General features: G+C 56.2%; 22 protein-coding genes and 1 tRNA gene. 14 read left to right on the top strand and 9 right to left on the bottom strand.

Annotated features, from left to right (window positions below; all coding sequences use genetic code 11):
- Positions 1 to 49 precede the first annotated feature (49 nt).
- Positions 50 to 706, top strand: a complete 657-nt coding sequence (locus hmeg3_RS09830) for an amino acid ABC transporter permease (RefSeq protein ID WP_094563565.1) — start codon at positions 50 to 52, stop codon at positions 704 to 706.
- Positions 707 to 868: 162 nt separating this feature from the next.
- Here the strand turns inward: hmeg3_RS09830 and hmeg3_RS09825 are convergent, their stop codons facing one another.
- Positions 869 to 1,201, bottom strand: a complete 333-nt coding sequence (locus hmeg3_RS09825; RefSeq protein ID WP_369828868.1) for a hypothetical protein — start codon at positions 1,199 to 1,201, stop codon at positions 869 to 871.
- Positions 1,202 to 1,325: 124 nt separating this feature from the next.
- On the opposite strand from hmeg3_RS09825, the gene ompR reads away from it, so the two are divergent.
- The 3 genes from ompR to hmeg3_RS09810 all read left to right on the top strand — a co-directional run bounded on the left by ompR (position 1,326) and on the right by hmeg3_RS09810 (position 4,161).
- Positions 1,326 to 2,081, top strand: a complete 756-nt coding sequence (gene ompR, locus hmeg3_RS09820) for a two-component system response regulator OmpR (protein ID WP_050477106.1) — start codon at positions 1,326 to 1,328, stop codon at positions 2,079 to 2,081.
- Between the two features lie 89 nt (positions 2,082 to 2,170).
- Positions 2,171 to 3,541: a sensor histidine kinase gene (locus tag hmeg3_RS09815; protein WP_094563563.1), complete on the top strand. Its 1,371-nt coding sequence runs from the start codon at positions 2,171 to 2,173 to the stop codon at positions 3,539 to 3,541.
- Positions 3,542 to 3,546: 5 nt separating this feature from the next.
- The gene (locus hmeg3_RS09810; protein WP_232511940.1) at positions 3,547 to 4,161 is read left to right on the top strand and encodes a flagellar protein FlhE; all 615 of its coding nucleotides are present in this window, start codon (positions 3,547 to 3,549) and stop codon (positions 4,159 to 4,161) included.
- An 85-nt stretch (positions 4,162 to 4,246) separates the two neighbouring features.
- Here hmeg3_RS09810 and radA read toward each other — a convergent pair whose 3' ends face one another.
- Positions 4,247 to 5,623 (bottom strand): DNA repair protein RadA, encoded by a 1,377-nt coding sequence (radA, locus tag hmeg3_RS09805; RefSeq protein ID WP_094563561.1) that lies wholly within the window; start codon positions 5,621 to 5,623, stop codon positions 4,247 to 4,249.
- A gap of 1 nt (position 5,624) precedes the next feature.
- Entirely contained in the window at positions 5,625 to 6,710 is a 1,086-nt protein-coding gene (gene alr / locus hmeg3_RS09800; protein ID WP_094563560.1) for an alanine racemase, read from the bottom strand.
- A 247-nt stretch (positions 6,711 to 6,957) separates the two neighbouring features.
- On the opposite strand from alr, the gene lplT reads away from it, so the two are divergent.
- Positions 6,958 to 8,220, top strand: a complete 1,263-nt coding sequence (lplT, locus tag hmeg3_RS09795; RefSeq protein WP_094563559.1) for a lysophospholipid transporter LplT — start codon at positions 6,958 to 6,960, stop codon at positions 8,218 to 8,220.
- 143 nt (positions 8,221 to 8,363) lie between these two features.
- A complete protein-coding gene (locus hmeg3_RS09790; protein ID WP_094563558.1) occupies positions 8,364 to 9,137 on the top strand; it encodes a hypothetical protein in 774 nt (257 codons plus the stop codon).
- Between the two features lie 78 nt (positions 9,138 to 9,215).
- Here the strand turns inward: hmeg3_RS09790 and hmeg3_RS09785 are convergent, their stop codons facing one another.
- From hmeg3_RS09785 to tsaB, 4 genes are read right to left on the bottom strand one after another with little or no spacing between them, the layout of a single operon-like run.
- Positions 9,216 to 10,262: a DUF1853 family protein gene (locus hmeg3_RS09785; RefSeq protein ID WP_094563557.1), complete on the bottom strand. Its 1,047-nt coding sequence runs from the start codon at positions 10,260 to 10,262 to the stop codon at positions 9,216 to 9,218.
- Positions 10,243 to 11,253: a uracil-DNA glycosylase family protein gene (locus hmeg3_RS09780; RefSeq protein WP_094563556.1), complete on the bottom strand. Its 1,011-nt coding sequence runs from the start codon at positions 11,251 to 11,253 to the stop codon at positions 10,243 to 10,245. The genes hmeg3_RS09785 and hmeg3_RS09780 overlap by 20 nt, the downstream gene beginning before the upstream one ends.
- Entirely contained in the window at positions 11,250 to 11,684 is a 435-nt protein-coding gene (gene rimI, locus hmeg3_RS09775; RefSeq protein WP_094566236.1) for a ribosomal protein S18-alanine N-acetyltransferase, read from the bottom strand. The genes hmeg3_RS09780 and rimI overlap by 4 nt, the downstream gene beginning before the upstream one ends.
- 50 nt (positions 11,685 to 11,734) lie before the next feature.
- Entirely contained in the window at positions 11,735 to 12,451 is a 717-nt protein-coding gene (gene tsaB, locus hmeg3_RS09770; RefSeq protein ID WP_094563555.1) for a tRNA (adenosine(37)-N6)-threonylcarbamoyltransferase complex dimerization subunit type 1 TsaB, read from the bottom strand.
- A 130-nt stretch (positions 12,452 to 12,581) separates the two neighbouring features.
- Between tsaB and hmeg3_RS09765 the strand changes: the two genes are divergently transcribed.
- Positions 12,582 to 13,013 carry a thioredoxin family protein gene (locus hmeg3_RS09765; protein WP_094563554.1) on the top strand — a complete coding sequence of 144 codons (432 nt, stop codon included), beginning with the start codon at positions 12,582 to 12,584 and terminating at the stop codon, positions 13,011 to 13,013.
- 21 nt (positions 13,014 to 13,034) lie between these two features.
- Here the strand turns inward: hmeg3_RS09765 and hmeg3_RS09760 are convergent, their stop codons facing one another.
- Complete coding sequence (locus tag hmeg3_RS09760) at positions 13,035 to 13,943, bottom strand: LysR family transcriptional regulator (RefSeq protein WP_094563553.1); 909 nt, start codon at positions 13,941 to 13,943, stop codon at positions 13,035 to 13,037.
- A gap of 172 nt (positions 13,944 to 14,115) precedes the next feature.
- Here hmeg3_RS09760 and hmeg3_RS09755 point away from each other — a divergent pair, with 172 nt between their 5' ends.
- The 5 genes from hmeg3_RS09755 to hmeg3_RS09735 all read left to right on the top strand — a co-directional run bounded on the left by hmeg3_RS09755 (position 14,116) and on the right by hmeg3_RS09735 (position 18,116).
- Positions 14,116 to 14,388 (top strand): DUF4148 domain-containing protein, encoded by a 273-nt coding sequence (locus hmeg3_RS09755; protein WP_094563552.1) that lies wholly within the window; start codon positions 14,116 to 14,118, stop codon positions 14,386 to 14,388.
- A gap of 368 nt (positions 14,389 to 14,756) precedes the next feature.
- Complete coding sequence (locus tag hmeg3_RS09750) at positions 14,757 to 16,010, top strand: aspartate kinase (protein WP_050477119.1); 1,254 nt, start codon at positions 14,757 to 14,759, stop codon at positions 16,008 to 16,010.
- Positions 16,011 to 16,172: 162 nt separating this feature from the next.
- Positions 16,173 to 16,266, top strand: a tRNA-Ser gene (locus tag hmeg3_RS09745).
- 525 nt (positions 16,267 to 16,791) lie between these two features.
- A complete protein-coding gene (locus hmeg3_RS09740) occupies positions 16,792 to 17,301 on the top strand; it encodes a hypothetical protein (RefSeq protein ID WP_094563551.1) in 510 nt (169 codons plus the stop codon).
- A 56-nt stretch (positions 17,302 to 17,357) separates the two neighbouring features.
- Positions 17,358 to 18,116 carry a hypothetical protein gene (locus hmeg3_RS09735; RefSeq protein ID WP_094563550.1) on the top strand — a complete coding sequence of 253 codons (759 nt, stop codon included), beginning with the start codon at positions 17,358 to 17,360 and terminating at the stop codon, positions 18,114 to 18,116.
- Positions 18,117 to 18,124: 8 nt separating this feature from the next.
- Here the strand turns inward: hmeg3_RS09735 and hmeg3_RS09730 are convergent, their stop codons facing one another.
- Positions 18,125 to 18,385, bottom strand: coding sequence for a helix-turn-helix domain-containing protein (locus tag hmeg3_RS09730; protein ID WP_094563549.1), 261 nt, complete (start codon positions 18,383 to 18,385; stop codon positions 18,125 to 18,127).
- A 100-nt stretch (positions 18,386 to 18,485) separates the two neighbouring features.
- Here hmeg3_RS09730 and hmeg3_RS09725 point away from each other — a divergent pair, with 100 nt between their 5' ends.
- On the top strand, positions 18,486 to 18,962 hold the full coding sequence (locus hmeg3_RS09725; RefSeq protein WP_094563548.1) for a hypothetical protein: 477 nt from the start codon (positions 18,486 to 18,488) through the stop codon (positions 18,960 to 18,962).
- A gap of 38 nt (positions 18,963 to 19,000) precedes the next feature.
- Positions 19,001 to 19,492, top strand: a complete 492-nt coding sequence (locus hmeg3_RS09720) for a hypothetical protein (protein WP_094563547.1) — start codon at positions 19,001 to 19,003, stop codon at positions 19,490 to 19,492.
- The last annotated feature ends 53 nt before the right edge of the window (positions 19,493 to 19,545 follow it).

Below are 19,545 nucleotides of genomic sequence, written 5' to 3'. Positions count from 1 at the left end.
CCAATATCCCCGCGTTAATGCGGGGATATTTTTATTGCGTCGACGAAAAATGGAAATATGGGACTTGCTGCATCAGGCAGCGCCGATCATGCTCAAAGGCACGGGCTACACGCTCCTGTTTGCGTTGTCTTCGATGGTCGGCGGCCTGATCCTGGGATTTGTACTGGCAGTCGCGCGCATTGTGCCGTGGAAGCTCGTTCATTGGCCGGCGGCTGTCTACGTCAGCCTGATGCGCGGCACGCCGTTGCTGGTGCAGATTTTCGTCGTCTACTACGGCTTGCCCAGCGTCGGTATCGAGTTCTCTCCGCTCATGGCCGGCGTGCTGACGCTGAGCCTGAACGCCAGCGCCTATTTGTCTGAGAGCTTGCGTGGCGCCATTCTCGGTGTTGGCAAGGGTCAATGGAGTGCCAGCTACAGCCTGGGCCTGACTTATATCCAGACCTTGCGCCATATCGTGGTGCCCCAGGCGATCCGCATCGCGGTGCCATCGATGAGCAACACGCTGATCAGCCTGATCAAGGATACGTCGCTGGTGTCCGTCATCACCGTGACCGAGTTGATGCTGTCGACCAAGGAAATCATCGCAGTGACCTTCCGCCCCCTGCCGTTGTATATCGCCGCAGCGATGGTGTACTGGTTTCTCAGCATCTGCTTCGAAGCCTTGCAACATCGCCTGGAACGTCGGCTGGGACGTGCTCACCAATAAAAAACACAAAGACGACAATACGACCGCCCAAAAGAAAAAGCCCGGACATTTAGAGCCGGGCTTTTTATTCTGCAACTACACTTTTGATAAATGGTCTCAACGGTCTGGGTCTTAACAGTCTGAGCATTTACCCTGACGATGTCAGCGGTGGGCAACGCAGAGCTAACGCTTGTTGACGCGATAGATATCCTGCCCCGCTTCGTCAATCTGGCGTCGCAGTTCGCGGCGCTCATCTGGACTTAGTTTACCGCGACGCTGATTGGCATCCTGATCTGGTGGCGGACGTCCGCCACCATTGCCAAAACCGTTTCCGCCCTGATGGCGAAAATCGGTAGGCTGATTCGGCATTCCGCGCCCGGGTTCGGGAGGACGCGCAAACGCAGCGGCGCTAGCACCCAGCAACACAAACGCTGCAGCAACACCAAGTTTTTTTAAAACTGCAATATCCATAACGGCATTTTTCCACATTTTGGACCAACGACAAAGTGCATTCATCGATGTATCCAGTGTAGGTTGCTTGGCCGGATGGTATAAGATGATTAAGGTAAGGTATGTAACAGTTTGTAATCTTTGGCTGCTTACATGTTGCCGATCTCTGTGAAGACGCTACCATAACGCCATGAATACGACCAACACAAGCTCCCCCGCTACTCCGGCCCACCAATCCAAAGTTCTGGTGGTGGATGACGATATCCGTCTGCGCGACCTGCTTCGCCGCTATCTGACCGAACAGGGTTTCAACGTCGTCACAGCAGAAAATGCACAGGCGATGAACAAGCTCTGGATCCGCGAGCGCTACGATCTGCTGGTGTTGGATCTGATGCTTCCCGGCGAAGACGGCCTGGCGATTTGCCGGCGCCTGCGCGGCGCCGGCGATCAGACACCGATCATCATGCTCACCGCCAAAGGTGAAGATGTCGATCGCATCATTGGTCTCGAAATGGGTGCAGATGATTATCTGCCCAAGCCATTTAATCCACGTGAGCTGGTTGCACGCATCAACGCCGTACTGCGTCGCAAAGGCCCGGACGAATTGCCAGGTGCGCCTTCAGAGTCGCCGGAATCTTTTGAGTTTGGTGAATTCGTCCTCGACTTGGGCACGCGCACGCTGAAGAAAAAAGGCGAAACCGTTCCACTAACCACCGGCGAATTCTCGGTACTCAAAGTCTTTGCCCGCAATGCACGCCAGCCCCTGTCGCGCGAAAAACTCATGGAAATGGCCCGTGGCCGCGAATACGAAGTATTCGACCGCAGCCTTGACGTGCAGATCTCGCGTCTGCGCAAACTGATCGAACCCGATCCGGCCAATCCGCTTTACATTCAGACCGTGTGGGGCCTTGGCTACGTCTTCATTCCCGAGGGCAAACCGCGCTGATGCGCTTCGCCTGCCTACCAAGCGAGCTAAGCCTGCCAAGCCCGTCAAGCTTGTTGAATGAATCGAACCCGTCCACCGGGACTTAGACTATGAGCAATCCTACGCGCCAACGATGGTTCAGCAATGGACTGTTCTGGCGCACTTTCTTTTTGCTGACTTTCCTGATTACCGCCAGCATGGTGGCATGGGTGGCCAGTTTCCGCATGGTGGAACGCGGTCCGCGTGCCGAACAATTGGCGGCGCAAATCGTTTCCGTCGTGACGATCACGCGCGCCGCGCTGACTCACTCGGCGCCGGAGATGCGCCGCGAACTGCTGTTCGATCTGGCCAGCAACGAAGGCATCCGCATTTATCCGCTGGAAAAATCCGACAAGATCACACCACCGGACGATTCCCCTGTCCTTCCTGAACTCGAGTACTACGTCAAACAGGCAATGGGCGACGATACCCAGTTTGCCTCGGGTGTGAACGACGTTGACGGCTTCTGGATCAGCTTCAAGATTGATGAAGACCAATACTGGCTCATGCTGGATCGCGGTCGCCTTGATCGCACGTCCAGCCTTCAATGGCTGGGATGGGCGTCGATTGCACTGGTGTTGTCCCTGATCGGCGCCGTGTTCATCTCGACTTTGATCAACCAGCCCCTGGCGCGCCTGACCGCTGCCGCACGCGCCATTGCCAAAGGCAATCAACCTGATCCGTTGCCCGAATCCGGGCCGACCGAAATCAGGGAAGCCAATGGCAGTTTCAATCAAATGGTCGATGACCTTAATCGCATCGAGTCTGATCGTGCGGTGATCCTCGCCGGCATTTCCCATGACTTGCGTACACCGCTTGCGCGTATGCAGCTGGAAGTTGAAATGGCGCATTTGTCCGACGAAGCACGCGACGGCATGCATTCGGATCTGGCGCAAATGGATGCCATCATCGGCCAGTTCCTCGATTACGCGAAGCCGTTCGACAGCAGCAGCTTTACATCTGTCGATCTGTCCGGTCTGCTCGAAGACGCCGCCAATCACAGCAAACGCCAGAACGAAGTCCGTGTCACGACCGCCATCATGCCGGGCCTGGAAATCATGGGCAACACGGTGGAGCTCGAACGCACTATCGGCAATCTGATCGAAAATGCCCGTCGCTACGGCAAGACGCCTGACACCGACGTTGCAGATATCGACATCCTGTGCAAACTGGAAGGGCATAACGTCAAGGTGGAGATCGCCGATCACGGTGCAGGTGCCCCGGAAAGCGAACTGGAGCGCTTGCTGCGCCCCTTTACCCGTCTTGATACCGCGCGTGGTCAAGCCAACGGCTCCGGCCTTGGGCTGGCAATCGTGAACCGGATTGTGATTCGCCACAACGGCAAGCTGCACCTGCGTAATCGCGAGGGCGGCGGCCTCGTGGTGCAGATGATTTTCCCCCAGCCTCCACGCAGCGCCCATCCGCGCAAGCAAACAGGGTAACGAGCGTGCGACATCACAACCGCTCTATCCTGATGGTACTGATGGTTTTTCTTGGTGGCGCGATGAGCGGCAGCGAGGCATTGGCTCAGGCACGCGTTGATCGCACACTGAGCGTGCAATCTGGCGCGGCATCATCACTCGGCGATCTGCCCATTGCAACGACAAATGCCATAACCGCCACAACCACCACAACCACCGCACCGGTCACACCGGCAGCATCAACTCCCTCACACAACCCTGCTCCTTCGAGTCATAACCGCCCCAGCGGCTCGTATGCATCAGACGCCATGGGCGCGACGATTCTGGCAAAAAATGCCGACTACGAAACCCTGTTCAGGATCAATGCCCCCATCCCTGCCGGTAGTACCATCAGCAATGTAGCGTGGCGCTACGGCTTGTCGAGCAAACCCGTGGGATTTGAAGCCGTACTGTGCCGAAATAATCAGCAGCGCTGCTGGAACATCACCAACAGCGCAAGCGGCAACACGTCCGCCTTCAACGGCCAGGATGCGTCTCAACCCTTCACATTGCATTACCGCGTGAGAGGCACAGGCCCGTTAGGCCCACCCGCGCAGGGAGAAATGAATCAGGTCATCGTGACCTACGACCTGCCGGGATAGAGATGATGCAAGAGAAAAGCGACAAGTCACAACGATCGGCAATCGCCTGATTGCTCAGGCCATTTTCTTCTTTGCTTGATGCGGCTTATTCGTCGATGTTGCGAATCTTTTGCAAGGCTTCATCGATGCGCTCTACCGCAACGACTTTCAAGCCTTCAACCTCTTGCTTGGGCGCGTTCGCCTTTGGAATCATGGCAATGGAGAAACCCAGCTTGGCGGCTTCGCGCAGGCGCTCCTGCCCCCGTGGCGCGGGACGAATCTCACCTGCCAGCCCAACTTCTCCGAACACCACCAGACCGCGCGGCAGCGGCTTGTTGCGCATGGACGAATTGATCGCCAACAACACGGCAAGGTCGGCTGCCGGTTCGGTGATCTTCACACCGCCGACGGCGTTGATGAACACATCCTGATCGAACGCAGCGATACCGGCATGGCGATGCAACACCGCCAGCAGCATGGCCAGACGATTCTGCTCCAGGCCGACCGACAAACGGCGTGCGTTGGGAACATGCGAACTATCGACCAGCGCCTGAATTTCCACCAGCAGAGGACGCGTGCCTTCTTGGGTGACCATGACGCAGGAGCCCGGCACCTGACTGTCGTGCTGCGACAAAAACAGCGCCGATGGATTGGATACTCCTTTGAGTCCCTTTTCCGTCATGGCAAACACCCCCAGCTCATTGACGGCACCGAAACGATTCTTGAATGCCCGCACCAGACGGAAACTGGAATGCGTGTCGCCTTCGAAATACAGCACTGTGTCGACGATATGCTCGAGCACGCGCGGACCTGCCAACGCGCCTTCCTTGGTGACGTGGCCCACCATGATGATGGTGGTGTCGGAGGTCTTGGCAAAACGCGTGAGCTGCGCTGCACACTCACGTACTTGCGCCACTGAACCAGGCGCCGAAGTCAGTGCGTCGGAATAGACGGTCTGAATCGAATCAATGACGGCGACATCAGGCTTGTGTTCCGCCAGTGTCGACAGAATCTTTTCCAGCTGAATTTCCGCCTGCAGCTTGAGATCCTTGGCATCGACTGCCAGACGTTTGGCGCGCAAGGCAATCTGCGAGCCGGATTCTTCGCCGCTGACGTACAAGACATGTTTAAGCTTGGAAATATTCGCCAGCGCCTGGAGCAAGAGCGTTGACTTGCCGATCCCCGGATCACCACCGATCAGTACGACACCGCCCGGAACCAGCCCGCCACCGAGTACGCGATCAAATTCTTCGATACCGGTGCCGAAGCGCGGTACGTCGATTGCTTCGATATCGACCAGCGACAACACCGGCGCCGTCTGCGCCAGGCCTTGATGCTGATTCGAATAGCGATTGGCGCTGACCGGCTCGACCAGTGTTTCCACCAGCGTGTTCCACTGCCCGCAGGCCGGACACTGTCCCGCCCATTTATTGCTGATGCCGCCGCATTCGGTACAGGTGTAATTGGTTTTGGCTTTTGCCATATCAGTTCTTTTCCCGCACGGTGACGCGTGGCGCCAGAGCGCACATCAATTCATAGCCGATGGTGCCCGCCGCAAAAGCGACGTCGTCAATCGGCAAAGCTTCCCCCCACAGGACAACGTGGCTGCCGACGCCGGCATTCGGGATGTGGGTCAGGTCGACGATCAGCATATCCATCGAGACGCGACCGACAGTGCCGGTGTTGACGCCATCGACCACGACCGGTGTGTTATTGGGGGCATGACGCGGATAACCGTCTGCATAACCGCAGGCGACGATGCCAATCTTCATCGGCTTGTCGGCGACAAAACGGCTGCCGTAGCCGACCGCGTCTCCCGGACCAATCTCTTGCACGGCGATGATCTCGCTTTCCAGTGTCATGGCCGGACGCAGGCCGAAATCCTTGGCCGCACCACCGCCTGGCGTACCGCCGTAGAGCATGACCCCGGGACGCACCCAGTCATACGCCAGCTCGGTGTGCAACAAGTCAGCGGCAGAATTCGACACGCTGCAAGCACCGGCCAACCCTTCCGTGGCCGCCTTGAAACGTCTGACTTGCTCTGCCAGCGGCAAATCGGGATTGGAGGCGTCATCGGCATTGGCAAAGTGCGTCATCATGGTGATGCTGCGCACGCAGGCAAGCTTCTGCAACCGCTCGTAGGCGGCGCGATAGGCTTCCGGCTTGAAACCGAGGCGATTCATGCCGCTGTTCATCTTCAGATGGACGTCGAATTGCACGCCGGCCTTGAGTTTGGCCTGTTCCAGCAATTGAATCTGCTCATTGCAGTGCACCGCGAATTGCAACTGATGCTGTTCCAGCACGGGAATATCGTCCGCGTCAAAGAAACCTTCCAGCAACAGGATCGGCTTCTTCCAGCCAAGCTCGCGCAGCTGCACTGCATAATTGACTTCGATCAGCGCGAGGCCATCTGCATCGGCAAAAGCACGCACTGCGCGTGACAAACCGTGGCCATAGGCCTGCGCTTTGACTACTGCCCACGCCTTGGCGTGAGGTGCCCGCGACTTCGCAACGGCGAGATTGTGTTGTAGTGCAGAAATGTCAATGGTGGCTACGATTGGTCTTGGCATGGAAACAGATAGTGGCTGAAGAGTGAAATATAGAGAAAACTGAACAGAAATGCGGTGGAGCTGGCGGAAATCCGGCCATTCGGGAACAAGAGGCCATTTTACCGGATCAACTTGTCTCTATGAAGCGGATGCACCAAACTCGGACTACGCTCCTGCCCTTATATTCACCCATCATACTTATCACTGGCATGTCATCTTTTCATGGTATAAAGCAAGCCGGAGATAATTTGTCACATCTTGGATACGGATGAATCGCGGCTTCTACACAATCATGGCGGCGCAGTTTTTTTCGTCGCTTGCCGACAATGCCCTGCTTATCGCAGCTATTGCACTCCTTGCGGAGATGCACTCTCCGGCATGGATGACGCCGCTGCTGAAATTATTCTTCGTCTTGTCGTATGTGCTGCTTGCAGCCTTCGTAGGCGCGTTTGCCGACGCCTTCCCCAAAGGCAAGGTCATGTTCATCACCAACCTGATCAAAGTGGTCGGTTGCGCATTGATGTTCTTTACCATTCATCCTTTGATTGCCTATGCCGTCGTCGGCTTTGGCGCCGCAGCGTATTCGCCGGCCAAGTACGGCATCCTGACCGAGCTGCTGCCGCCGGAAAAACTGGTTGCCGCCAATGGCTGGATCGAGGGGTTGACGGTCTGCTCCATCATCTTCGGCACGGTGTTAGGCGGTGCGCTGGTCAACCCGCATATTGCCTCGACACTGCTCGCGTTTGATTTCCCGGTCTTTGATTTCAATATCAACACCCCTACTGAAGCCGCGCTCTGCGTCATCACCGTCATCTACATCGTTGCTGCCATCTTCAATCTCAATATCCCCGACACCGGCGCCCGTTACGCCCATCAGCAGCACAATCCCATCAAGCTCATCGCCGACTTCTCCAACTGTTTCACCACTTTGTGGAAAGACAAGCTGGGCCAGATTTCGCTCGCAGTCACTACGCTGTTCTGGGGTGCGGGAGCGACGCTGCAGTTCATCGTCTTGAAATGGGCCGAGAAGTCGCTGCACATGCCGCTGGACAAGGCTGCAATCCTGCAAGGCATCGTGGCGCTGGGCGTGGCGCTGGGCGCCGTCGGCGCTGCCCGCTTCGTCCCCCTCCGCAAGTCACTGACCGTGATGCCTCTGGGCATCATCATGGGCCTTGTCGTCATGGCCATGACCATGGTGACATCGATCTGGATTGCTTATCCCTTGCTGATCATCATCGGTGCCTTGTCGGGTTACTTCGTCGTACCGATGAACGCCCTGCTGCAACACCGCGGCCACGTATTGATGAGCGCTGGCCATTCGATCGCGGTACAGAATTTCAACGAAAACCTGTCGGTACTGACCATGCTGGTGCTGTATGCGTTGATGGTCAGGCTCAATCTGAACGTCAATATCGTGATCATTATTTTCGGCGTCTTCGTCGCCAGCATCATGTATCTGATCATGCGCCGTCACGCAGCCAATCAGCGCGAGCATGATTCGCTGGCGTTGATCGGTGAACACAAGCACTGAGAAACTGACAAATTAATAGATTGACCTGCCACCCGGCTGAAGTGGGGACTTCGCCCGGTCTATGGCAACAGCTGCAGAATCTTCAATATCTGCTGCTTCTGCAACACCGCACCGTTTCTGCCACAACAAAAAACAGAGGAACCATGCCCCTGCCACGTATTTCACAACGACTCCTGCTTTCCATTTCACTTCTTGCCTTGCTGGGCGCCTGCGCCTCGCCGGAAGAACGCGCCGCCAAACGACAGTTGAAGCTGGAGCGGCAGGAACAAAAGGCACAGCGCATTGTTGATCGCGCCAACGACAAAAAAGAACAGGCAGTGACGGATCCCGTCGCAAGACAAAAATTCGCTCCCGATGAGCTGCTGAGAGCCTTTGCAAGCTGCGATAGCACGATGTTCAAAGTCGCCGCTCAGTACAAGGACGAACTCGCGGCATACTGGCCAATCGCCACCAAGGGTGACATCGGCAATATTCTGGTTCCTGATCGGGGCTCTCCCGACAAGCACTTCGCCTCGGCCAGAAACAGCCTGACCATGCTCAATCTGCCGATCACCGGCTACTTCGATGAAGTGATGACATTGGGAACCGCGAGCAGCCCGAACTATTGGTGGGGATTCTTTACCCCGCTGTCACCACGAGACACCTATCGCATCCTGTCGCTGCGCCTGCCGGAACTCAAACGTCTTCGCGCCGACAAGGATGGCGCCTACGTCCGGCTTGACCGTTGGGATGGCAACGCCTGGCGCAGAATGTCGAATCCGGCCAGTTTTCATGGCATGCCGACAGACACTGCGGAGCGCGTCCTGATCATCGACAAGTCCGATCAGGTGGCCTACCCCGGCACACGCATTGCCTGCTCGCTGCAAGGGCCGGTTCCGGCGGCGACCTTGCAATCGCTGCGTCCCGATTTGCAATGAGCGAATAGCTCAGCTTGTTTCGTCAGAAGTAAAAAAAGCGCGTCTTCAAACGCGCTTTTTTATTTCACGACCGCTCTCTCAGTATTTGACGACGGCATGCTGCACACGCTGCGCGGCCTTCTCTTGCCAGTCGTCCGGTACGATAAAGCCGCGCTGACGCTCCAGCACCACCTCGCCATTTCCATCTCTATCGCAGACCGCGATCATCACAGGCGCCAGCGTTTCGGCAAAACACAGGGAGACCGCTTCATGCAATTGATCCGCAGACAGTGCGTTGGCAACTAGCGCACGCGCCGGTGCCAGCCATTCAAGCCGCGGCAGCACCAGATAATGTTCGGCCAGCGTCAAATCCAATGCCGACAACTCACACCAGAATCCGTGGCAATGCTCGCGTGCGACGCCCAACCCTGCAGGTAACGGCGTTGCCGCGGCGGCTTCATCGCGATAAAACAACCATCCCTTGACCAGTGCCTGTGCATGCGTCACCGGCTGCTGCAGATATTGAGCCGCCGCAGGATGCTCGGCCAGCTTCAGTTGCTGCTGCATGATCTTATCCATCTTGGCGCCCAGCGAGTCAGCGAGATTCGGCCCGACAAAAGCTTCGGCCTGCATCTCGGCCTGATGTGACTCCAGCAGATAAAACTTGGTCGCAAACTCCCAATGCACAGCGCCGGTGCGCTGCTCATCATGCACGATAAAATCGAACTCGCCGATGGTGTCGTTCGGGCCATTGCGGACTTGCACGTTATGCGCAATCAGCCGTCCCGTCTCCTGCAAATAAAAGGTCAGCAGCTTTTCGGCGTAACGCCCAAGCCGCGCTGAAGGCTGCGCGTTGATAAGTACATATAACGCGCGCGGATTGCGATCAAGGGCATGCAGCCAGGTGACGTCCATTTCGCTGAGTCTTCCCAGCGTCGCGATGCGACCGTTCCAGCGTTGAGCGTGAACATCCAGCAAATCAGGCGCTTCCAGCAACCAGGCCAGTGCGCGAACATGCGGATCGCGCAAACTGCTCCAGCGTTCATGAAATTGCGACTGATACGATTGATACGTCGGGCCCGGCAATGCGGTCCGGTTGCCTGATTCTGGTGGCTGCTCGGTTTGCTCAGTTTGTCGTGTCGGCATAAGTGGTCATGGCAAGACAGAGATCGGCCCAGGCCTTGCTCTTGTCGCCAAGCTGCCGCAACAGGTAAGCCGGGTGATAGGTGACAACCAACGGCAAGTCCCGATAGCGATGAACCGTGCCACGCAACTTCGATACCGGCGTCGCCGGATCCAGCCCCAGCAGCGACAAGGCTGCCGTCTTGCCCAAAGCGACCAGCACGGTAGGCTGTATCAGATCGATCTGGCGCTGCAGGTACGGAATGCACGAGGCCACTTCGTCGGGTGAAGGAGGCCTGTCCTTGCCGTTCTCGTCGGTGGGACGGCATTTGACGATATTGGCGATGTAGGCGTTTTCACCCCGCTTGAGCCCCATGGCCACCAGCATGTTATCGAGCAGCTTGCCGGCCGGACCGACGAAAGGCTCACCCTGCATATCCTCATTGCGTCCCGGACCTTCGCCGATGAAGAGCCATTTGGCTTTTTCGTCGCCGACGCCGAAAACCGTTTTCTTGCGCCCTTTGCACAGGCCGCATTGCTGGCAGTCGGCAACGGTCTCTTTGAGCTTGCTCCAATCCATCGTGGCGATGGCGGGATTGACCCGGACAACCGGCTCATCATCTTCCTCGTCGTCGTACGGCATGAAGCCGCTGGAGACCATGTCCGCGCCATCCATCTCACTCAGCCAAGGCGGCAAGCCGTCATCTGACGACGGTGCAGCAGGCTGGGCAGGGGCAGACGGACGCTGCTGTATCGCGGCGGCAGCAGCCAGGATCGCATCCCGCTTGGAGACAATGACCCGCTCCGGCTGTGATGCCGGCGCAGAGGCAGGCGCACTTGCAGGTGCTGCCGTCGTCGTCACTACGGCTTCGGCCTGCATCAGTTGAACCGATTCCACCTCATCAGTTGCTGCCACATCGGCAGTGCCGGCAGGCAAATGCCGTCGGACCCAGATAGGCCCGACACCGATTTCTTCCAATACCCGGGCCGAAGCGGCCAATGTGTGCTGACTCATAGCGGTAAACTCATCACGATCGCGTCTTCGCGCGTATGTTGATCGACCGGATAGTAATTCTTGCGGCGGCCGATTTCAACGAAACCATAGCGTTTATAAACATGCAGCGCGCGCAGGTTCGACACCCGCACTTCCAGCAGCATGATCGTCATCTTGTGCTTGCGCGCCAGATCGACGGCGCAATCCAGCAGCAAATGCCCGAAACCCTCTCCCTGCACATCTTCTGCCACGCTGATATTGAGCAGGTGCGCTTCATCCACAGCCTCCATCACGAGAAAATAGCCGAGCAGCCGCCCCGAGGGATCGCGCATGGTCAGCGTCTGGTAGCCACTGAACAGCGAATCAAGAAAATTGCCACGCGTCCAGGGATGCCCGTAAATCTTTTCCTCGATCTGCACCACTTCATCCATGTCCACCACCTGCATGGCCATGAACTCCAGCTTACCGAACTTGCTCTCCAGCGTTTGCAGCAAGGCGTCGTTCACGCCGCACCTTTTGCCAGGTTCTTTTCCGAATCACGTACCTGCCGCTCAGCCGTCGTCAAGGCAACCTTGTTACGCAAGTACAGCGGCTGCGCATCTTGCAGGGGAATCGTCCGTCCCTGCAGGAAAGCCTTGGCGCCGAGCGTCGCGACCTGCGATGCATGCGGCATCATCTGCGCCAGTCCGCTCGCTGCGAATGCCTGCGCAGAAAAATCCTGTGCATACGCCGTCAGGCCGTTACCGCAAGCCTGCACCACACCCTGCGCCTGCACATTTGCCGCGGCCGACAAAGTCGGCTCGACCACGATCTGCCAACCGTCGGCGTGATGGCGATATTGCGCCCAATACACCTCGCCCATGCGCGCATCGAGAATCGACAGTACATCGGTCGACTGTGCAGACTCAAGACAAGCCTGTGCCATTGCCTCCAGCGTGACGACCGGAATTACCGGCAAATCGCTGCCGAACGCCAATCCCTGCACCACACCGCAAGCCGTACGCACGCCGGTGAAAGAACCCGGACCGACGCCAAAAGCGATGGCATCGCAGCGCGACAGCACTATGCCGGCCTGCGCCAGCAATTGCTGGATCATCGGCAGAATGGTTTCGGAATGCGTTTGTACACCCAGCGATTCGCGGGCAATCAGCTCATCGCCGTTCAATAGAGCAGCCGAGGCGAGTTCGGTGGAGGTTTCAAGGGCAAGAATGATAGACATCCCGCTATTTTACCGCGACGGGGCAGCCACGACCTTCAGAGCTTGGGAGAAAAGCACTTTTCCGGCCGGGATTGCTGTACGCCCCTCCTTTGCGCCGTTTTTTTGCATCCGGAGTAGAATAGGCCGCCTTATGTCCTATCAGATTTTTTCCAACAGCAACCGAGAAGAACTCGCCGCCGCCCTGCGCAGCGGCAAGTGGGTCGTCGCCTGCCTGTGCGCAGGCTGGTGCGGTAGCTGCCGCGAATACGCCGTCAATTTTTCCGCCTGGGCTGAACGCCGTCCTGAACATCATTTCGTCTGGATCGATATCGAAGACCAGGCCGATCTCGTCGGCGATCTCGACATCGACAACTTCCCGACCCTGCTGATGCAACAAGGATCGACGGTCAGCTTCTTCGGCACAATGGAACCCGATACCCGCCAATCTGAGCGCCTGCTGCAGGCCTTGACGGCGAAAAGCAAGGACGAGCTGGAACGCGACGCGCAGAGCAACGACGAGCGTCAAAGCTGGCAGGAATGCGATCTGCAAAAACGCCTCAGCGCTCTTTCCGACGCCGACTGAATCAAGTCAGCATGGTCCGTCTTAAAGCCAGGGATCCGACTCCGGCTGTGGAAATTTGTCCATGATGAAATCCACAAAACTGCGCACCTTGGCCGACAACAAACGTCGGCTCGGATACGCCATCATCACAGCAACCTGTCCCATCTGATAATCCCCCAGCACCCGCTGCAATTTGCCGCAACGCAAATCGTCGCCGAGGCTGAAAGAAGGTCGCATCGTGATACCCATGCCGGCCAGCGCAAAATCGCGCAAGAGAGTGGCGCTGTTGGACACCAGCTTGCTGGTGATCGGGATGTCGCGTATTCCCTCTTCGGTCTTGACGTGCCAGTAATGGCGCAAGTGTTCATGCGAAAAATTGAGGCAGGCATGGCGAGTCAGATCGTCAGGCGTTTCCGGCGCACCATGCTCTGCGATATAGGACGGCGACGCACACAACACCACCTCTGCCACACCGATCTTGCGCACCACCATGCTGGCGTCAAACTTTTGCAAGCTACTGAAAAAACCAATATCCAGACCTTCCTCAACCAGATCCATCGCCCGCTCAGACAGCGTGATGTCGAGCACTACATCAGGATAGGCCTGCGAATACTCCGGCAACAGTTTGCCCAATTGCCCCTGCCCGAAACCCACATGCGAATACAAAGACAACGTCCCTGCCGGCTTTTTGGTCTCCATCGCCACGATCGCTTCGGCTTCTTCGATTTCCGGCAGAATGTGCCGGACACGCTCCAGAAAGGCCTGCCCTGACTCAGTCAGCGACAAGCGCCGTGTCGAACGATTCAGCAAACGCGTGCCGAGATGATTTTCCAGATCGACGATATAACGCGTCACCACGGCATTAGAGAGTGACATGATCTCCGCCGCCCGGACAAAACTCCCCTGCTCCACCACCTTGGCAAACACCTTCATTGAGTGCAAGCGATCCATTTCAAGCCCCTGATTGTTTCTTTAATCGAAATAGTGCATTGCCATTAAACCCATTTTTCTCGGCCTAAGCAATAGATACACTTGCTCCATCGATGACAGACATGCAGCCACAAGCCAAAACGCCTGCTCTTCGACGTGCAACTTTCATTTATTGTTTTTAGGGAGAACTACCATGAACACCAAGCAAATCACTGCCGCTATCGTCCTGTTTGCCGCTGCCGGCGCCGCCATGGCCGAATCGCCATTTCCACCAGAAACCAAGTTTGTGTCGACCAAGACTCGCGCTGAAGTGACTGCAGAACTGCAACAAGCGCAAGCACAAGGCCTGATCACCAACGGCAACAACTACCCAATCGTCATCCAGGCCCGCAGCCCGCTGACACGTTCGGAAGTCGTCAGCCAATCGAAGTCGGCGATCGACAGCAGCGTCTACGCTGGCGCTTAATCAGTATCCTGCAGCGCCAGACAGAACCGCGCAGCACTGTGCGTTTCTCGTTGTAAGCAGCAAGTAATATTGCGGCTCCGCCCGCAACCACCGTCTACCTTGGTCGGACTGCCACACGGCAGCACCATGGTGGATGGCGTGTCCAACCTCCTCCTGCGCATTTCCCTTCTGCATCAAATTCTGTAAAACTGCCCCGGAATCGCTCCAAAACGCCCATTTTTAGTGCCTTTTGCTTGTTATTTTGGGTGTCTGCCTGTAAAGTCGAGGGTTTGTTTCCTCCGGCCTTTTGTTCAGATTTTGGCAATTCCGGCAACAAATAGCAGCGCCAATAGCAGTACTCAGTCACGCAATTCAGACCTACCTTTCCTATGGCTTTATACGTTCACAAATACGGCGGCACTTCGATGGGCTCGACAGAGCGCATCAAGAACGTCGCCAAGCGCGTTGCCAAGTGGCACGACGCAGGCCACCAGATCGTTGTTGTTCCTTCCGCGATGTCTGGTGAAACCAACCGCTTGCTGGGTCTGGCCAAGGAAATTATGGCCCAGCCCGATTCCCGCGAACTGGACATGCTGGCCTCCACCGGCGAGCAGGTTTCTGTTGCCCTGTTGGCAATGGCGCTGCAAGCGATCGGCAAAGAAGCCGTTTCCTACGCCGGCTGGCAGGTACCGATCAAGACCGATTCCGCTTTCACTAAAGCCCGTATTCGCTCGATCGACGACGCCAAGGTGCGCAAAGACCTGAACGCAGGCAAGATCGTCATCATTACCGGCTTCCAGGGTGTTGACGCCGACGGCAACATCACCACGCTCGGCCGTGGCGGTTCCGATACATCGGCTGTGGCTGTCGCTGCTGCAATCAAGGCAGCAGAATGCCTGATTTACACCGACGTCGACGGCGTGTACACCACCGACCCGCGCGTCGTCAGCGAAGCGCGCCGTCTGAATACCGTGACGTTTGAAGAAATGCTGGAAATGGCATCCCTCGGCTCCAAGGTCTTGCAGATCCGCTCGGTTGAATTTGCCGGCAACTACAAGATGCCGACGCGCGTATTGTCGTCGCTGACCGACCCACTAATGTCGCTGGAAGAAGAGACCAAGTCCGGCACACTGATTTCGTTTGAGGAAGACACCAAGATGGAACAAGCAACCATTACCGGCATCGCATTCAGCCGCGATGAGGCCAAGATCACCGTACTCGGCGTGCCAGATCGCCCAGGCATCGCCTACCAGATCCTCGGCCCGATCGCCGACGCCAACATCGAAGTGGACATGATCATCCAGAATCAGTCCGTCGAAGGCAAAACCGACTTCACCTTCACCGTGCCGCGTGCCGAATACGCCAAAGCCGTCGAAGTCCTGAACGCCAGCGTCAAGGCCCACATCGGTGCCGCCAGCATCGTCGGCGACACCAAGGTGTCGAAGGTCTCCGTGGTCGGTGTCGGCATGCGCAGCCACGTCGGCATCGCCTCGCAGATGTTCCGCACGCTGTCCGAAGAGGGCGTCAACATCCAGATGATTTCCACGTCCGAAATCAAGATCTCGGTTCTGATCGACGAAAAATACATGGAACTGGCCGTCCGCGCGCTGCACAAGGCCTTTGATCTGGAAAATGGCAAATAAGCAGCAAGTGAGCACTAAATAAGTAACAAGCAACCGGTCCTTGAAATTCTGCGGGATGAAAAATAATCCATCCAAAATTGCAGAGTTTCATTGACCAAATCCGGATGAAAAGATATTATTCGGGACTTCTTTGCTGAGGCGAGCAGTATCAGCCTACAGCGTGGAGACGTGGCCGAGTGGTCGAAGGCACTTCCCTGCTAAGGAAGCATATGGGCTTAAACCTGTATCGAGGGTTCGAATCCCTCCGTCTCCGCCAAGATGAATGCTCTAAGTTGTTGATTCAGAAGAAAATTTTAATAAATTTTCAAATAATAACTTAAGCAAACTATCAAAGCAACTATCAAACGTAGTTCCGATTGGCGAACAACCGTTTGATAGCTTGTGGCAGCAACTTCCCTCCCCACATCAAGCACCAACACTCCTTCGCATTTGCGTTGATAAGAGTGCCCTCCGCTTTCCTCCCTCCGTACGACCCCAACTATTCTTTCCTCTTATTTCAGCTGTTCGCGCACACCCTTTACTCGCTGGGGACAAAGTTATTTGCTCCTCGATCCGTTGGTCGATGCCCGGTAAACTGTAGTTTCAAGCTGTCGAAACTTCGCCAATCGCTTAGCACTCGCAGCTTGATTCAATGCGCAGCAGCGCCCCATTGAGTCAATCAGCCGGATTTCCCGGTTTCCCATTGATTCCGTGATTTTCCTTCTCTAGTTCTGTTATTCCGACGATTCCTCGTCAGGGGTACTGCTGCGCACCTTTTATCCGCAATCTTTAAGGAGCCGATATGGCAGCAGCAAACTCCACTACAACCGCCAACACTGCGCAGGACATCCAGCCGGTCTTCAATCGAGTCCAGCAGACCGGAACGCATGACTGCATCTTCGCTTGCGTTGCAATGATCGCCGGGAAGTCGCTTGAAGAGGTCATGAGCATCGCTATCAGCGATTTGAAGCATCCCCGCCACGGTCCCTTTTGGCCACTTGTCGAAGAGGAAATAGCTACGCTGCTGGCCAAGTTCAGCTTGGTTGGTTCCGTCTACAAGCAGATCACCAAAGGCATCGTAGATATCCCGGCAGTGGCGATTGTTATCGTCGACTACAACGAGGAATCCGAACTGGGCCGGCATGCAGTCTTCATTCGCGACAGCAGCAATATGAAGGCGGTGAAGGAATACATCATTGATCCGGCGTCATGGATCAGCACCGATCTTCATGTGCGCAACGATTTCAAGAACATCGGGCCGGCCTGGTACATCGGCGTGCATCCAATGGCGAAGCCAACCGCCGCTAAATAAGATCCGGTGCCGTACGGGAGAGCTTCCGTGCGGTGCCGTCCAGAAAGGACGCACAAATGATCAATCCTTTTCTTGGAAAGCGGGTAACAGCCATTTCCGTGTTTGAGCCCTGGCTTGAACCGGGGCCGGTACCAAAGCTACCCCTGTTCGGCGCTATTGCATTCGAATTTGAAGATGTGGCGCTGTTCTTCCGTTCACCGCTGCGCTACCAATTCGGCAATCCGAAGCGGATACCCAAACAGGCTCCGTCAAAGAGCTGCCTGCCGATTCGCTGCGACTTGGAGCAGTTGGCATGGCACAAAGGCCTGCTGACGGAGTTGGGCATGGCCCGCCGGCTATCAGGTTGGGCAGTGATACAGGCAGCCCCGCTGGAAATGAGTTATCCAGCATTGGCTCGCCTACTTGATGCCGAGCTCGTGTCGTACTGCTTCTTATCGCGTCAGAGGTTTGAGCTGTGTTTTGCCGGTTGCGAATCCGTGCTGGTGACATACCGAGAGGATCTCGACGGCGCGTTGCAGGTAGCGCCAGCAGCCTGGATGCATACGATCCACGAAGTCGTTATTCATGGTCCTGAGTATGCCTTCGGTTGGCTGCATGACCAGGCGCGATATCCAATCCATGCCGATGGGCGGCACTGGTCTGATAACGATGCGTTTATTCGGGAGAAGCTTTGGTTGGCAGGACGCCGAGGCGGTAGTCCAAGTGCTGCGGCAACCGCGAGGATCCGTCAACGCGCTTGGAGGCTTAAGGCAAACCAACACCCACATTTGGCGGTGAGGTTGAGAGCAATTTGCTATCCGGTGCGATTGGCTTAACTTGCTTCTTAGGAGGCTTCGTCCGTCTCGCTGCTCAGCAGTTCAGGCATGGAGGAGCCAAGTGCCAACGCTATTTTGTAGACGTTTTGGATGGATATGTTGCGTTCGCCGCGTTCCACGGAGCTAATGTAGTTCACGTGGAGCTCGGCATATTCGGCTACTTTTTCTTGCGTCAGCTGCTTTGACAGGCGCACCCGTCGCATGTTGGTCGCGAACAGTAACTGGGGATCGATCGTTTGAATGGGATTCTTTGGCACAGGACGAAGCATCCTGTTTTTGTATGTCCGCTACCACACACTTTGAGTTTGTTGATATTATGAAAATACACACTTTAAGTTTGTATTTGTCCACAATTAAAAAGGAGCTTTGATGTCGAATTTGGAAATTCAAGCAACAGGCAATCCACGATTTATCCAAAAGGGTAGGTCTTACTGGCGCCTCTTTGCCGCAGTGGGGATCGTTTTAACTATTGCAGGCTGCAGCAGCACCCCAGGCCCGGATGACATTGAGCCTTACGTTCAGAACGAGGTGGGAAGCTGCCCGCTATGGACAGTGGCGAACATCAAAAAGACCGATGGCGCTGCGGAGGGCAACAACTATCGACTGGATATCTCCGCCGAGCTGACTTTGAAAGCCTCGTCCGACGAAACCAGCGCCATGTACAAAAACAATGGTTTCAGGCCTGAGTTCAAGCCGTGCCATGCCTACATCGTCCATATGTATTCGAAAGACGGGCAGACGCTGAGCCAGAAGTTCGCAATCGGCGGATTCGCCATCTTCACGAAGACCGAGAACGGCTGGCGATTGATCCACAATTGGACTCCCACCTCGGTCATGCCTAGCTAACCCTCCCTGTTTGTTCTCTCACACATAAGAAATCAAAAATGAAAAAGACAATCTACAAAGCAATTCTCACCATGGCTTTATCTGCTGCCGTGATCACCGCGCAAGCTTGGCCAGTACTCTTGGATCCGGTGGGAGACGGTGTCGCCCCCGTTGTTCAAACTTTGACGGTGTTCGGGGCGTGCGGCGGTGCACCTGTCCACGTGGTCGGCATCAACCAACAGAGCTTTGGCAAGACATCCCCAACGTTCACAGTGGACGGTTCCGAAGGCGCAGGAATCTACATCCTGGGACAAGGAGCTGCGACCAAGCTCCCCGTTTCCGACAACAACACTGTTATCTGCGTGCCGGTAGGTCGTGAGTTCCGTATCGTGGTGGGATCAAGCTGCGCGGGAAGTGCCTGCGGCGATGGCATGTACTATCAAGTGGTTGACCCCAAAACGAAGAAGAACACGGCGCCGCAGATATGCGACATCACTTGCGTATCCAAGCTTTTGAAAACCGATGCATTGCGCAAGTTCGGGTTGAGGTAGTGAGACCGCCGTTGATCGCTCTAGACCGGTCGACGGCTCGAACCAAAACAACA

Origin of the sequence: Herbaspirillum sp. meg3, from assembly GCF_002257565.1 — a bacterium.
Taxonomy (GTDB): domain Bacteria; phylum Pseudomonadota; class Gammaproteobacteria; order Burkholderiales; family Burkholderiaceae_D; genus Herbaspirillum.
The sequence above is the reverse complement of the archived record's forward strand: the minus strand, read 5'-3'. Positions and strand labels throughout refer to the sequence as shown.

Coding starts and splice junctions, on each gene's coding strand:
- ompR (WP_050477106.1), top strand. CDS start 1,326: ATGAATACGACCAACACAAGCTCCCCCGCTACTCCGGCCCACCAATCC.
- hmeg3_RS09765 (WP_094563554.1), top strand. CDS start 12,582: ATGTCCTATCAGATTTTTTCCAACAGCAACCGAGAAGAACTCGCCGCC.
- rimI (WP_094566236.1), bottom strand. CDS start 11,684: ATGGCCATGCAGGTGGTGGACATGGATGAAGTGGTGCAGATCGAGGAA.
- hmeg3_RS09790 (WP_094563558.1), top strand. CDS start 8,364: ATGCCCCTGCCACGTATTTCACAACGACTCCTGCTTTCCATTTCACTT.
- radA (WP_094563561.1), bottom strand. CDS start 5,623: ATGGCAAAAGCCAAAACCAATTACACCTGTACCGAATGCGGCGGCATC.
- tsaB (WP_094563555.1), bottom strand. CDS start 12,451: ATGTCTATCATTCTTGCCCTTGAAACCTCCACCGAACTCGCCTCGGCT.
- hmeg3_RS09730 (WP_094563549.1), bottom strand. CDS start 18,385: ATGCTTCGTCCTGTGCCAAAGAATCCCATTCAAACGATCGATCCCCAG.
- lplT (WP_094563559.1), top strand. CDS start 6,958: ATGAATCGCGGCTTCTACACAATCATGGCGGCGCAGTTTTTTTCGTCG.
- hmeg3_RS09760 (WP_094563553.1), bottom strand. CDS start 13,943: ATGGATCGCTTGCACTCAATGAAGGTGTTTGCCAAGGTGGTGGAGCAG.
- hmeg3_RS09750 (WP_050477119.1), top strand. CDS start 14,757: ATGGCTTTATACGTTCACAAATACGGCGGCACTTCGATGGGCTCGACA.
- hmeg3_RS09735 (WP_094563550.1), top strand. CDS start 17,358: ATGATCAATCCTTTTCTTGGAAAGCGGGTAACAGCCATTTCCGTGTTT.
- alr (WP_094563560.1), bottom strand. CDS start 6,710: ATGCCAAGACCAATCGTAGCCACCATTGACATTTCTGCACTACAACAC.
- hmeg3_RS09825 (WP_369828868.1), bottom strand. CDS start 1,201: ATGAATGCACTTTGTCGTTGGTCCAAAATGTGGAAAAATGCCGTTATG.
- hmeg3_RS09780 (WP_094563556.1), bottom strand. CDS start 11,253: ATGAGTCAGCACACATTGGCCGCTTCGGCCCGGGTATTGGAAGAAATC.
- hmeg3_RS09830 (WP_094563565.1), top strand. CDS start 50: ATGGAAATATGGGACTTGCTGCATCAGGCAGCGCCGATCATGCTCAAA.
- hmeg3_RS09720 (WP_094563547.1), top strand. CDS start 19,001: ATGAAAAAGACAATCTACAAAGCAATTCTCACCATGGCTTTATCTGCT.
- hmeg3_RS09725 (WP_094563548.1), top strand. CDS start 18,486: ATGTCGAATTTGGAAATTCAAGCAACAGGCAATCCACGATTTATCCAA.
- hmeg3_RS09785 (WP_094563557.1), bottom strand. CDS start 10,262: ATGCCGACACGACAAACTGAGCAAACCGAGCAGCCACCAGAATCAGGC.
- hmeg3_RS09740 (WP_094563551.1), top strand. CDS start 16,792: ATGGCAGCAGCAAACTCCACTACAACCGCCAACACTGCGCAGGACATC.
- hmeg3_RS09815 (WP_094563563.1), top strand. CDS start 2,171: ATGAGCAATCCTACGCGCCAACGATGGTTCAGCAATGGACTGTTCTGG.
- hmeg3_RS09755 (WP_094563552.1), top strand. CDS start 14,116: ATGAACACCAAGCAAATCACTGCCGCTATCGTCCTGTTTGCCGCTGCC.